Genomic DNA, 13,355 nt, shown 5'->3' with positions numbered 1-13,355 from the left:
GTCTGAGTGGTTTAATTTTTTTAGACAAATCATTTTTAAGCAAATAGGCATTAGTTAAACTAATGGAAAAAAACCTTTCTGCCTCTTTATTAGCGTGGCTACGCAGTTTTGATGCAGCTGCTCGTAATCTAAGCTTTACGCGCGCCGCCACCGAACTGAGTGTCACCCAAGGCTCGGTTAGCCAGCAGGTAAAAAAACTGGAAGAGTATTTAGGAGTAGCCCTTTTTGTACGAGGGAATCGCAATTTGCAATTAACTCACGAAGGTGAACAGCTAAGCGTCACGACTCAGCGCAGCTTTCAAGACCTGGCCCGCGAAATTGCCTCTTTTCGTCCGTCTCGCCAAAATGAAACGGTTACTGCCATTAGCTGTTCACCTTCGTTCGCCATGATCTGGCTTACCCCCAGAATGGGTAGCCTCATGCGCGCGCATCCTGAAACTGCGATCCGGGTACATGGCGAGTTTCATATGCTGGATCGTTTTCGCATGGAAGAAGATGACATTAAGGCCGCTATACGCTTCGACCCTGGCCATTACAACGACATCCGCGCCACTGAATTCTTAAATGAATGGTTAATACCTGTTGCCAGCCCGGCTTTTTTATCAGCCCACCCTGATATTGCGCACCACAAGTCTATTCCGGCGAAGTTTATGCTTCACGACGCCAAACCATGGGATGCCGCACCTGAGAACACCGAGTGGGATCATTGGTTAAAGAAGAGTGGGCACGAACTTCCCGTCAAGCACACAGGCATGCACTTTAATTTGTCTCAGCTTGCGATAACGGCAGCGCTCTCAGGACAAGGCATCGCCATGGGCCGAATGGCCTTAGTAATTGAAGACTTGAAGAAAGGTCACTTGGTGGCCCCCATCCCCATTGCGGTGAAGTCGCAAGCCTCGTACCACTTTGTCAGCCCTCTGCTTGAAAGCGACGAGGTAAAAGTGCTTAGGCGCTGGCTCGAATTCGAAGGTCGACGCTTTAAAACCAGTCGGGATTCATATATAGAACAAAAGCTCGCTTAGTCGCCGGGTTTAACTTATCAAACAGCTAAAAGGGCTACACCTGTATCGTGTAGCCCAAACTCCTAAAACTCCATAGATGCATTCAGCATTAGCGTCCGTGGGTTGCCCAGTACCAGGTATCCATTGTTGGGATAGCCTCCCACCGATGACCAGTAATCGCGATTAGCGACGTTCTCGACTTGCAGGCGGAACGTAACGGGCGTCCCGCCCACATCGGTCAGGTAATTAGCGCCCAAATCAACACGAACCCAGCCAGGCGCACGCAAGGTGTTTTGCGCATTGGCGTAACGGCTGCCGGTGGCAATGACCCGGGTACTTAATGACAAACCTTCGATGGCGGGCACATCCCAATCCAGCCCCAGATTAGCTTGCAGTCGCGGCACGCCGATAACGCGTTTCCCATCACTGGCGGCATCGCCGGTAGAACGTTGCTTCGCCTCCAGGTAAGTAAGCCCTCCCAACAGCCGCAGACCCTCGCTGATTTCACCATACACGGTCAGCTCGGCCCCGCTATGGCGGTCTTTACCGGCAGCTTCATACACCAGCTCGTCGTTCACAAAAGCCCGCGGCTTGGAGGTGGTAAATAACGCCAGCCCCGCCCCCAGCCTGCCTCCATCATATTTAATACCAATTTCTTTTTGCTTGGACACATAGGGCGATAGCCGTTGTCCGCCGTTCAGCACCGGATTGCCTCCCTGAGTGGCTGGAGCGGTGTCGCCCTGAGCCAGGCTCTCTATGTAGTTGGCATACAAAGAAATGTCGTCACGCACCTTGAACACAACACCAGCTACAGGGCTGGTACGTTTTTGACTGTTTTCTCCGGCGGCCTCACCAGTGAAGTATTCGTAGGAAACATGCCGCATCTGCTGATGACGCAAACCCACGGTCAACTCGACCCTGTCGTCCAAAAAGGACAAGGTGTCGCCTAAGGTGAAACTGGTCAGGCGCGTGCGATTGGTCAGACTGGGATTTTTCAGGTCATTACCAATAAATGAGCCTGGTGCAAAATCCGGTCGAAGCCAGTTAATAGGGTCATAGATATTGGTGTCCAAGGGTGTGTTTAAGCCCATGGCAACTGCATTTTTTCTTTATGTTCAAAATGCGAAACAGAGGCAACCAAGCGATGGCTGACTGCACCCGTGTCAAAAGTACCGCGAAAACCCACTTCGCCTGTTTTCACATCATCCTGACGACGGTTATCAAAACGGGTAAAACTGGCGTCGCCGCTTGTTGCATCAGATACGGTGGGACTAGCCAGCGAGTTGAATTCCTTGCCCCGTTTGGCTCCCAAAGCAGCCCATAGTGTTGCCGTATCGCTTAGGTCGTGCTCAGCACGCACAGTTCCAAATAAGCTATGTTCATTGGAAACCGTCCAGGGTTGCGCGTAGTTAAGTTTATTAGACGGCGCATCAGGCACAGCAGTAAGGTCTTCAGCTAGCGTTACGTTCGGGCGTATGCCTTTCAGCCGGTACTCCTGAAAGCCTAGATCGGCTGACAAGCGTGTCTGCTCGCCACGCCAGTCAACCCCGACATTAAACAGATTCATCGACACCTTCTCGTCATCTACCGCTGTGTCTCCGTCACGACGAGCCAGGTTGATCCGCACGCCAGTACTGTTATCCGGACCGAAGCGGCGACCTATATCTGCGGCAGTATATAGCTGGGAACCACTTGCGGTTCCCACTGTTAACTGGGACAACGGTTCGTCATCAGCACGTTTAGGCAGCACATTAATCGTTCCTCCAATACCACCGCCGGAAGGTGCTGCGCCATACAGGAAAGCACTTGCGCCACGCAGTACCTCAACGCGCTCGACCGACTCAACCGCCGTATATTGACGAGGCAACAGGCCAAATAAGCCGTTATACGCGATATCGTCCGACACGGTCAGAAAGCCACGAATAAAAAACGTTTCCTGAAAATTTCCAAATCCTCGAGCCGTGCGCACTGCCGGGTCGTTCTGTACGACATCTGCCACACTGCGTGCTTGCTGACTTTGCATCAAACGGTTTGTGTAGCTGGTAATGCTAAAAGGGGTATCCATATTGTCGCGGGTTCCCAGCACACCGGCACGACCGCCACGGGCGACCTGTCCACCCGCGAACTCTGGCGACAGACCTTCAGCCGAAGCATCCGCGCTGGCTTTCACAGTGATGGTAGAGAGCTCGCTAGGCTCCGGCTGGGCAGTGGGTGACTGAGCCTGGACCGTCGAGGCAACGGCGTAACCCAATACTATCCCGATCGTCGATGGAAAAAAACGGATAGCAGCCATTTATTTCACCTTAGTTTGCAGGATGAACGGGCAAGCTTATCCGTACTACGCTGCCTGGACCACTGGCCGTGTACTCCGGCGTAAACGGTGTCTTGACGGTCACATACAGAGCCTCTTGATCAGGCACAAGCAGCAGGCTGTTTGGATTTGGCGGGAGCTTGTAGGTATTGGTCACCTGATAGGTGTCGGCGTCGAGAATAGACACGGTTCCCTGGCCGCGATGACTTACATACAAGGCGTTATCAGCAGCCTGGTACTTAATATCCATCGAATCGCCCAGCGGCAAGCGTTTAATGACACGGCCTGTCTGATCATCAAGCACCAGTGTCATTTTCAATTGAGAATCGTCGGTAACGAATAAGCGATGGCCGGAGGCGTCGTGAGCCAGGTTCAGCAACAGCGCGGCGTCGCTGCCAGCGGGTTTCCAGCGATGCTGTATTTGATTATTGCTGGTATCAATCACCAAAACCTCGCCGTCACCGTTGGCGGCATAAAGGCGGTTATTGCCAACATCGGACAACAGACCCGTAACCCATTTTCCGGCGTTGGGAATCTTGGCTTGCAGCTCAAAAGTCTCAGCATCGATTACCCAAATCATGCCTGGATCGCCCACTCCTCCGACATACACGGTATCAGTCTCGGGCTCATACAAAACGGTGCGAGGTCCATAAGGGCTACCATCTTCGCTGGTATCCGTAAATTTCAGCCGGGCCATTACCTTGCCTGTTTTCAAATCAAGCTTACTGACTGCACTGGACAGGCTATGAGTAACAAACAAGGTATCACCAGCGGGATTAATATCCAGCCCGAAACTTTTTTCATCGAGGTGAAACAGGCCTGTAGTCTCAAGCGTTTTCGGATCCAACTGATAAATGGCTCCGCCATGAACATTCTTCATGGCCTCAGACGAAGCGACATAAATAGAAGTGGTCAGCGGGCTGTAAACCACTTGGTACACCCCATGCGCTAACTCTCTGCGCAGTGCACCTTCGCCCGTGATTTCGTATTTCTGCTGGGTCTCGGGCACAACTGTGGCAGCCGGTGCTAACGATTCCGCATGAACTGACATTGTGAAGGGTAACGACAGCACCAGTGCGGTAAACAGGGATGTTATTAAACGTGGGGCGACGGGCATTAGGGGATCTCCGATAAGTCGACAGCAGTTGTGCCTATTAGGGTGTAGACGACGTAAGGCGCCGCACAATCGTCGTTGTACGGCGACCTACGTGCTTACAATTCATCAATCAACACGAATGATAATGATTTTCATTTGTCGAATATTAACAGCATATCTTCGGTAAATGAATAAGCGTGGTAATTGTCAGACGCTATATACAGCCCTCCGCGTATCGAAAGCCTCAGGCACAGCGGTTTGAGCAGAAGCTTTCGCTCTACGATACTCAAACGCTATTTTTTGCCTTTCGAAAGCTTAAATCAGCCAAACCCATAATTCCGCCTAGCGAAACTTGATTTTGCAATTTTTCTTGACGTCACTCATACCCGTGCTTATCGTTAAACAACTTTTAGGCGGGCTTAGTCCGCTATAACGAGCGCCTTAGAAACGCTAGAGAAGAGCCTCTTTTAATAATTAAATTCGTGCGGAGACAACTTCATGATTCGTCAATTACTCGCCACAACCTTATCGTGTGCCTGCCTGCTTGGCGCATCCGCCGCTCAAGCCAAAAACCTTACGATTCTGTCCGGTTGGGACAATAACTACAATGCAGTGCCTGTCTTTGTTGACCAGTTCATCAGCAATCTTAAAGAACGATCAGAAGGCAAGTTAAGCGCCGAGATGCGGGGCCCCGAGACTGTGCCACCCTTTGAGCAACTGCAGCCCGTGTCCTCGGGTCTGTTTGACATGCTATTTACCCATGGCGCGTACCATTTGGGTGAAACAGGAATGTCCTTCGCTTTGGACGCTATGAAAGATGACCCCATAGCGCGCCGTGAAAGCGGCGCTTACGAACTGATCGACCAGCATTATCAAACTCGTGGCTTGAAACTGATTGGCGTCTTTTCGGCTGCTTCGGGCTATCACGTTCTGCTCCGCCAACCTATCGGACAGGACGGTGCCCTGCAAGGCCGTAAAATACGCGCGTCAGCCACCTACCATGACATGGTTAGCGAACTGGGCGGAGCAGTCGTCACTTTGCCTGCCAGTGAAATTTTCTCAGGACTTGAGCGCGGAGTAGTGGATGGTGCCGCATGGCCCGTGTTTGGCGCAATGGAATACGGCTGGTACGAGGTAGCCCAATACATGACCCGTCCTACCTTTGGCGTGACTAATCACATCCTGTTCATGAACCTCGACACGTGGGAAGACCTTGGCCAGGAAGCGCAGGGCATCATTATGGACGTGGCGATTGAGCTGGAAAGCTCGGGTCGTGACAAATTTGCTGAGTTATGGGCCGCTGAAGACAAAGCGATGCAAGATGCTGGGTTGCAAATCACCGAGTTCGGCCCTGAAGTGGCTCCCGCTGTTAATGCTATGTTTGAAGCTGGGGTATGGAAACAAGTAGAAGCCCGTTCAGGGGCGGATGGAGCAGAACTTCATAAATTAGCGCTCGAAAAAGGTTTGACGAGCAAATGAATCATGCCGTTCAACGCCGCCCGAATGGCGGCATCACTCACTCGCTAATGTGGGCGCACGATAGCCTTACCCGAGCTCTATTTGGTGTGAGCATGATTGCAGCAGCCTACCTGACTCTCGTGTTGGCATGGGAAGTCATTGCCCGATATTGGCTACATATGCCAAGCAGCTGGGCGCCCGATACCGCTGGCATCAGTTTCGCATTGGTCGCTTTTCTGGCAGCGCCGATGCTGGCCTGGAAAAACGGCCATGCCAATATGAATATGGTCGTCAAGGCACTACCTCCGGGTGGATCAAAGTGGCTGGAGCGCTTCACTATGCTGTTGGCATGCGCCGTTTGCCTGCTTGCCGCCTGGTTCGGGTGGATTGAGTTACTTCGCTTGTATAAGCGCGGTGTAATGATGATCGCTGTCACACCCATACCCAAATGGTGGTTAATGACAGCCATTGTGTACGCGCTGGGCAGTTCAGGCCTGTATTACCTGCGTCATTTCCTGTGCTCTTTTTGCCGCACTGCAACCCCTGGCACACACGATGAGGTCGCCTAATGGAATGGTATGTGTTTATTACAGGCGCCTTGGTCTTGATGCTGCTGCTATTCGCAACCGGGCTGCCGATTTTCTTGTCTTTTCTAACGCTCAATCTGATTGGCCTGTACATTTTATCGGGCAGTTTCAAAGGAGTGCTGCTGGTTGTCAATTCGATGTACGACACCGGGGGCAGTCTGTCATTGGCGGCGATTCCTCTTTTTATTTTATTGGGCGAAATCTTATTCCGCTCTAGCGCCGTCAACGTTATGTTTGATGCCGTTGATGGGCTGGTGGGCGCTGTCCGATCCCGGCTTTATATCGTCAGCGTCGTACTTTCAACGATCTTCGGCGCGCTCTCAGGCTCCGCAATGGCGGTGGCGGCCATGATGGGTGCATCACTGCTGCCTGAAATGGAAAAACGTGGCTATCAGCGTAACTTGTCGATAGGAACCATCCTGGGTGGGTCAAGCCTGGCTCCGATTATTCCACCAAGTGTGATGGCCGTTGTACTTGGGATCTTGGCAAGCGTATCGATTTCCAGCTTGTTAGTAGCCGGAATTGTGCCTGGTATTTTGCTGGCGCTTGCGTTTTTCACCTATGTCATCATTCGGGTCAAGATTAATCCCAAACTGGCCCCTCCGCTAAACGAAACGTCTACCCTGCCCTGGTCGCAGCGCAGTCGTCTTGTATTAAAAGCCATACCGTTTCTCGCCATTATTGTCGCCATTCTCGGTTTGATCATCTCAGGCATCGCGACTCCAACCGAAGCTGCCGCCTTGGGCTGTGTTGTGGCTGCAGTGGTATGTTCTTTGTTTGCGACTCTACGGCTCAACACCCTGATCGAGGCCCTCCGCTCCACCGCATGGACCACCTGCATGATCATGATCATCATGGTGTGTTCAGTTTCATTTAGCCAGGTGCTGAACATGAGCGGTGTCACTGTAAGCTTGGTCAAAGCGGTAACGGCACTGGAATGGTCACCAGTTGTGATGTTTATCTTGCTAATGGCGCTGGGCTTCGTACTGTGCATGTTCATTGACCAGATAGCGGTAATGATCCTGCTGGTCCCCCTGTACAAGCCAATTATCATGGCCCTAGGGTTTGAGCCCATTTGGTTCTGGGCGATTTTCCTGATCAATATGTCTATAGGCAATATCACCCCGCCCTTCGGATACACGTTATTCGCGTTACAGGGGGTAGCGCGTCACACCACCATTCAGGAAATGTACCGCGCCGCCATACCCTTTATTACACTGTATTTATTGATGATGGGTGTACTGGCTTTGCTGCCCGGGCTCGTTATGTGGCTGCCTTCAAAAATGTAGCTAAGGAATAGAAATGGATTTAGGTATCTCCGGGCTTAATGCCCTGGTTCTAGGGGGCTCACGAGGCTTAGGTTTCGCCAGCGCACAAGCGCTGGTCGAAGCCGGCGTAAAAGTGGGCGTAAATGGCCGTAACGCTGAAAATGCGCATTACGCCGCCAAACAGTTGGGTAATAACGCCGTCGCTTTACCCGGCGATGTCTCGATCCCCGTCGGCCGCAAGGCCATCATGCAACAGATGCAACAGCAGTTGGGCAAGGTCTCCATTTTAATCACTAACGCAGGCGGTCCCCCGCCAGGTCCAGTTGATCAGCATGACCACACTACCTGGCTGCATGCCCTGGAAACCAACATGCTGTCGGCTCTCGACTTCGCAGTCATGTGTCTACCTGCGATGAAAACGGCTGGTTTTGGCCGCATCATCAATATCACGTCCTTCACTGTTCGGGAGCCATATGCGAACATGGGCCTCGCTACCAGCGTGCGTGCAGGTTTAACCGGAGCGATGTCGAGCTTAGCGAAAGAAGTTGCTCCGTTTGGCATCACCGTTAACAACCTACTTCCAGGCCTTATGGACACTGGCGCTCTGGAACGTGTGTACAAAGCCCAGTCTGAACGCGACGGCATCAGTATTGAGACTGCCAAACAGCGCATGGCGGAATCCATACCCATGCAACGCCTGGGCCGTGCCGAAGACTTCGGACATGTTTGTGCTTTCATGAGCTCACGGCATGCCGCCTACATGACCGGTCAAAATATTACCGTCGACGGTGGCCTGGTTAAATCGCTGCTATAACCAGCCCGGAAATTTATAAATCAGTAGTAGAGGAAGAGAATGAACGAAAGCAAAGGGCCGATACAGCACGTTGGCATTGTTGGCGCGGGTGCCATGGGTACGGGAATTGCCCATGTATCCGCATTGGGAGGCATAAGCGTTACCCTGATAGATGCCCGCGAAGGGGTTGCAGCCGCCGCATGCGAGCAAATTACCAACCGCTTGAATAAACGCGTTGCCGACGGCAAAATGCCAGCTGACAAAGCTGCTGCGGCCATTGCATGCCTTCGCGCAGGCGCCAGTCTTACCGAGCTTGCCAACTGCGATCTTGTCGTCGAAGCTATTATTGAAAACATTGATGCAAAGCTGTCCCTATTCACCGAGCTGGAAGCTATCGTGAGACCGGGCGCCATCTTGGCTTCGAACACCTCTTCCATTCCCATCGGCGAAATCGCAGCAGGTTGCGAGCGTCCTGAACGCATTGCAGGGCTACACTTTTTCAACCCGGTCCCTCTCATGAAGTTGGTGGAAGTCATTCCAGGGCCGGACACCGACAACGCCGTGCTGGACATGTTAGTTGAGGTCAGTCAGCGCATGGGACGCACACCGGTGATCGTTAACGATATGCCAGGATTTCTAGTCAATTACGGTGGACGTGCCTATACCACTGAAGGGTTGGCTATTGAGCACGAGTCTGTTGCCACACCCGCACAAATTGATGCGATCATGCGCGATTGCTTTGATTTCCGCATGGGTCCATTTGAACTAATGGACCTAACCGGCATGGATGTAAACTTTCCTGTAACGCAATTCATTCACGAGCGTTTCTTTGCCGACCCACGCTTGCGCTCAACTCCTAAGCACCGCTATATGCTTGAGACCAAGCAACTCGGCCGCAAAACCGGACGCGGCTTCTATTCGTACGGAGAAGGACAAGCCGCGCCGTCAGCCGATGCCGTCAGTAATGTCCCTGCTGCAAGCGCTGTGGTCGTGCTCGAAAACCATGAGCGGTTAACAGCATTGCTCACTGATATCGGTGTCAAAGTGCTGACCACCGACGACCGAAAATCGCCCATACTCATCGCCCCCATTGGCGAAGACTGCAGTGCTTACATCAGCCGTCTACACCCTCAGTTAGCGTCCAGCCGAGTCGTAGCGATTGACCTTCTGGGCAATACGGACAAACGCATAACGTTAATGAAAGCACCCGGTGCCGACATGAATGTGGTCAACGCCGTCGTCAGCGCCTTCACCGCCAGCCGCAAAGTATGTGTCATCAACGACTCACCGGGCTTTGTTGGCCCACGCATTGCTGCGATGGTGGCCAACCTGGGGTGCGAAATGGCGCAAACCGGCGTCGCCAGCATAGAGGATATCGACAGCGCCATGCGCCTGGGCCTGAATTATCCACAAGGACCTTTACAACTGTGCGATAGCTTGGGGGTAAACAATGTCTACACTATCCTGCTCGCGGCTCAATCGCTAAGCGGTGACGATCGCTACCGCCCCAGCCAGTGGCTACGCCGCCGCGCGCAGTTGGGCCTCTCGGCCCGAACCTTAGCCTGAGGATAAATTGGCCCCTGAGGGGACCGCCCCGACGGGAGCCGCTCCAACGGGAGCCGCCCCGATCTCGTGCGCGGCTTTAAGCAAGATGGGCACGAGATCGTTACGCATACGCTGCTCGTTGATGCTGCCTGTTGAAATCGGCATGGTCAATGCTGCCAGGCTGCCCTGCCAAAGCAAAGGTACTGATATACCGCCAACGCCTTCCTGCCATAGGTTACGAACGATGGCATAGCCTGTTTTATCGCAGTCTTCTAGAGCACGCTCAAAAGCCTTAAAGTCTTCATTTCGCTGCTCCATATCTGCACTGAGGCGATTTAAGGTCGACCAGCGTTTACGTTCGGAGAGCGCTGCGGTAATGGCCACCCCAGCCGCCGAAACGCCCATGCGCAAACGCCCTCCTGTGGCAAGTCTGACGGCCAACAGATTAGTGCCGGGAATGACCTCGACAAACGATATATGCAAAGAGTCCCGAACGGCGAGCGCCACGGTTTCATGCGTTTCATCACTAATGGACTTTAAATAGGGGCGCGCTCGATCCAGCAGCGTCATACCTGCCAACACCGGGTAACCCAAGGTCAGGTTTTTAGGAGTCAGTTCATAGGTGCGCTCTGAGGACGAGCGACGAATATACCCTAACTCGGTCAAGGTGTGAGTCAGCCGGCTGATAGTCGAGGGCGGCAACCCAACAATTCGTGAAATTTCGCCATTGCCCATCGGGCGCTGCGCTCGGGACAAGCACTCCAGAACGGCGAAGCCACGGGCTAAGGCATCAACAAATTGGCGATCTTTGGCTTCCGACATAAGCCTCCTGATTTTTGCACAGCGAAATTGCTTTTTGCAAAATCAGTTTAAGATTATCGTGTTTATAAGTAAAGACCACGAGCATTTTTTCTTGCGTCTGCTGAATAATTCTTAAAGGAGACAACCGGATGCTAGCCGGGGACATGCTGCGCCGCTCTGCAGAGCGCTTTCCTGATAAAGCCGCGGTGATCTGGGAAGATCAGTCGTTGAGCTACCGTGAACTTGATTTGGCAGCTAATCGTTTAGCTAATGCCTTTATTGCCAACGGTATACAGAAAGGTGAAAAAATCGGCATTATCTGCCGCAATCGCACCGAATATGCCATTACGTTTTTTGGTGCTGCGCGCTCCGGGGCTGTGCTGGTCAATATTTCGACGCTATACCAGCCTGACGACTTAGCCTATGTCGTTGAAAAGGCCGATGTAAGCACGCTACTTTACGAAGATGTGTTCGAAGCCAAAGTGGACGCAATTCGGCATCGCCTGCCGTTGCTGAAGACCTTGGTTCGCATAGGCCATGGAGGTGCAGACATACTTTTTCAGGACTACTCCACCGCCAGTAGCGATGCGTACCCCAGCATAAAACCAGGCTTTGACGATCCGTTTTGCATGACTTATACCGGTGGTACTACAGGTAAGCCCAAGGGCGTGTTATGCAGCCACCGCAACCGCTACATCACAGCCCATACTGTGGCCATCGAAGAGGCCCTGGACGAACGTGACATCATCGGTATTGTGACACCGCTTTTCCACGTCGCCGCACTGAACATCATGTTCCAGCCCGCCGTCCTTGTTGGCGCCACCTGCACACTGCTCAGCAAATGGAGCGTGGCCAGCTTCGTGGCTATGGCAGAACGGACCAAAATGACGGGTGCCTTCATGGTGCCAACTCAGGTATCCATGGTTGTTAGTGAACCCAACTTAGCAGTTGATTCGCTATCCCATTGGCGCAAACTTTCGTTTGCCGGCGCTCCCATGCCCGACTGGGTACAGCGCGACATGCTGCGCTTGTTTCCTAAAGTAGAGATGACACAGATTTACGGCCAATCGGAAATGGGCGTACTTACCTCGCTGCGCGCCTGGTATCTGCAAGACAAGCTCGGTTCTATTGGACGGCAGGCCTACAACGTAGATATAGCCCTGGTCGACAAACATGGCGTGCCCGTGCCCCAAGGCGAGGTCGGAGAGATTGCATCGCGTGGCAGCAATGTCATGCTGGAGTATTACAACGAACCTGAACAAACGGCAGCATTTTGGCGTAATGGGTGGGCCTTAACGGGTGATCTGGCCAAAATGGACGAAGACGGATTCATCACATTAATCGATCGTGCTAAAGACATGATTATCTCGGGCGGCGAGAATGTTTACCCAAAAGAGATAGAAAACGCCTTATACGAACTCAAGGAAGTCGCAGAGTGTGCGGTATTTGGAATTCCCGACGAAAAGTGGGGCGAAGTACCCGCTGCATACGTACTGTTGCATGAAAACGCTACCCTTGATGAAGACACCATCACCACTCACTGCGAGCAACGCTTAGCTCGCTTCAAGCGCCCACGTTTGATCAAGTTTGTGGCCGATTTCCCAAAGACACCGATTGGGAAAATTCAAAAGAATATCCTGCGCGAAAAATACTGGGCAGGTAAGGAGAAAAAATATGAGTTCTATTTACGACAGCTATAAGCGCCTGAAATTTGACTGGCCTGCTGAACGCGTATTGCGTGTAACCATGGAAAACCCTGGACGCCTGAACTCGGCTGACGCCATCATGCACGGAGAACTGGTACGCATTTGGCGAGACATTGACGCTGATCCTGATGTCAGCGCGGTCATCATCCGTGGGTCTGATGGCGCGTTCTCATCCGGCGGAGATCTGGACCTCGTCAAAGAAATGTCTGAAGACTTCAATACTCTCACCCGTGTCTGGAAAGAAGCCCGCGATTTGGTCTATAACATTATCAATTGCTCCAAACCCATGGTGTCGGCGATGGACGGACCCGCTGTTGGTGCAGGGCTCGTCGCCGGTTTGCTGGCTGACATTTCTATCGCTGCCAAAGACGCACGAATTATTGATGGCCACACCCGTCTTGGTGTAGCAGCTGGCGACCATGCCGCCATCGTATGGCCGCTGCTATGCGGTATGGCTAAAGCCAAGTACTACCTTATGCTTTGTGAGGCCGTCAGCGGAGAGGAAGCCGAGCGGATCGGCCTGGTATCGCTTTGCGTCGAATCCAACGAACTCCACGATAAATCAATAGAAATCGCCACGCGTTTAGCCAACGGGTCGCCTACGGCCTTAAGGTGGACTAAATATGCACTCAATAATTGGCTGCGCATGGCAGGGCCTACTTTCGACGCCTCGTTGGCGTTGGAGTTCCTGGGGTTCAAAGGCCCCGATGTTCAGGAAGGCCTCGACTCCCTACGTGAAAAACGTCGTCCGAACTTCACCAAAAACTGTCCGCTATAAGGAGAAATAAA

Annotated in this window: 10 protein-coding genes and 1 pseudogene; 8 read left to right on the top strand and 3 right to left on the bottom strand. The window is 52.6% G+C overall.

The genetic code is table 11. The features are described from left to right. Positions 1 to 62: 62 nt before the first annotated feature. Positions 63 to 1,022: a LysR family transcriptional regulator gene (locus L1889_RS16705; RefSeq protein ID WP_308217696.1), complete on the top strand. Its 960-nt coding sequence runs from the start codon at positions 63 to 65 to the stop codon at positions 1,020 to 1,022. A gap of 62 nt (positions 1,023 to 1,084) precedes the next feature. Here L1889_RS16705 and L1889_RS16700 read toward each other — a convergent pair. Then, a pseudogene (locus tag L1889_RS16700) lies at positions 1,085 to 3,294 on the bottom strand (TonB-dependent receptor). A gap of 10 nt (positions 3,295 to 3,304) precedes the next feature. Then, positions 3,305 to 4,429 (bottom strand): YncE family protein, encoded by a 1,125-nt coding sequence (locus tag L1889_RS16695; RefSeq protein ID WP_238666157.1) that lies wholly within the window; start codon positions 4,427 to 4,429, stop codon positions 3,305 to 3,307. Positions 4,430 to 4,906: 477 nt separating this feature from the next. Here L1889_RS16695 and dctP point away from each other — a divergent pair, with 477 nt between their 5' ends. From dctP to L1889_RS16670, 5 genes are read left to right on the top strand one after another with little or no spacing between them, the layout of a single operon-like run. Further along, entirely contained in the window at positions 4,907 to 5,887 is a 981-nt protein-coding gene (gene dctP / locus L1889_RS16690; protein ID WP_238666156.1) for a TRAP transporter substrate-binding protein DctP, read from the top strand. Next, the gene (locus L1889_RS16685) at positions 5,884 to 6,435 is read left to right on the top strand and encodes a TRAP transporter small permease (RefSeq protein ID WP_238666155.1); all 552 of its coding nucleotides are present in this window, start codon (positions 5,884 to 5,886) and stop codon (positions 6,433 to 6,435) included. The genes dctP and L1889_RS16685 overlap by 4 nt, the downstream gene beginning before the upstream one ends. Before the next feature lie 11 nt (positions 6,436 to 6,446). Beyond that, a complete protein-coding gene (locus L1889_RS16680) occupies positions 6,447 to 7,742 on the top strand; it encodes a TRAP transporter large permease (RefSeq protein WP_238666154.1) in 1,296 nt (431 codons plus the stop codon). A gap of 13 nt (positions 7,743 to 7,755) precedes the next feature. Then, positions 7,756 to 8,535 carry an SDR family oxidoreductase gene (locus L1889_RS16675; protein WP_238666153.1) on the top strand — a complete coding sequence of 260 codons (780 nt, stop codon included), beginning with the start codon at positions 7,756 to 7,758 and terminating at the stop codon, positions 8,533 to 8,535. Positions 8,536 to 8,574: 39 nt separating this feature from the next. After that, positions 8,575 to 10,080, top strand: coding sequence for a 3-hydroxyacyl-CoA dehydrogenase (locus L1889_RS16670; protein WP_238666152.1), 1,506 nt, complete (start codon positions 8,575 to 8,577; stop codon positions 10,078 to 10,080). Here the strand turns inward: L1889_RS16670 and L1889_RS16665 are convergent. Then, positions 10,072 to 10,881 carry an IclR family transcriptional regulator gene (locus tag L1889_RS16665; RefSeq protein WP_238666151.1) on the bottom strand — a complete coding sequence of 270 codons (810 nt, stop codon included), beginning with the start codon at positions 10,879 to 10,881 and terminating at the stop codon, positions 10,072 to 10,074. The two genes, L1889_RS16670 and L1889_RS16665, sit on opposite strands and share 9 nt — an antisense overlap. Positions 10,882 to 11,009: 128 nt before the next feature. Here L1889_RS16665 and L1889_RS16660 point away from each other — a divergent pair, with 128 nt between their 5' ends. Together L1889_RS16660 and L1889_RS16655 are read left to right on the top strand one after the other, a co-directional pair. Further along, on the top strand, positions 11,010 to 12,560 hold the full coding sequence (locus tag L1889_RS16660; RefSeq protein WP_238666150.1) for a class I adenylate-forming enzyme family protein: 1,551 nt from the start codon (positions 11,010 to 11,012) through the stop codon (positions 12,558 to 12,560). Next, positions 12,535 to 13,344, top strand: coding sequence for an enoyl-CoA hydratase/isomerase family protein (locus tag L1889_RS16655; RefSeq protein ID WP_238666149.1), 810 nt, complete (start codon positions 12,535 to 12,537; stop codon positions 13,342 to 13,344). The genes L1889_RS16660 and L1889_RS16655 overlap by 26 nt, the downstream gene beginning before the upstream one ends. Positions 13,345 to 13,355 lie beyond the last annotated feature (11 nt).

This window comes from Paenalcaligenes niemegkensis (assembly GCF_022230885.1).
Classification (GTDB): Bacteria; Pseudomonadota; Gammaproteobacteria; order Burkholderiales; family Burkholderiaceae_B; genus Paenalcaligenes; species Paenalcaligenes niemegkensis.
This window is presented reverse-complemented; position numbering and strand designations above follow the sequence as displayed.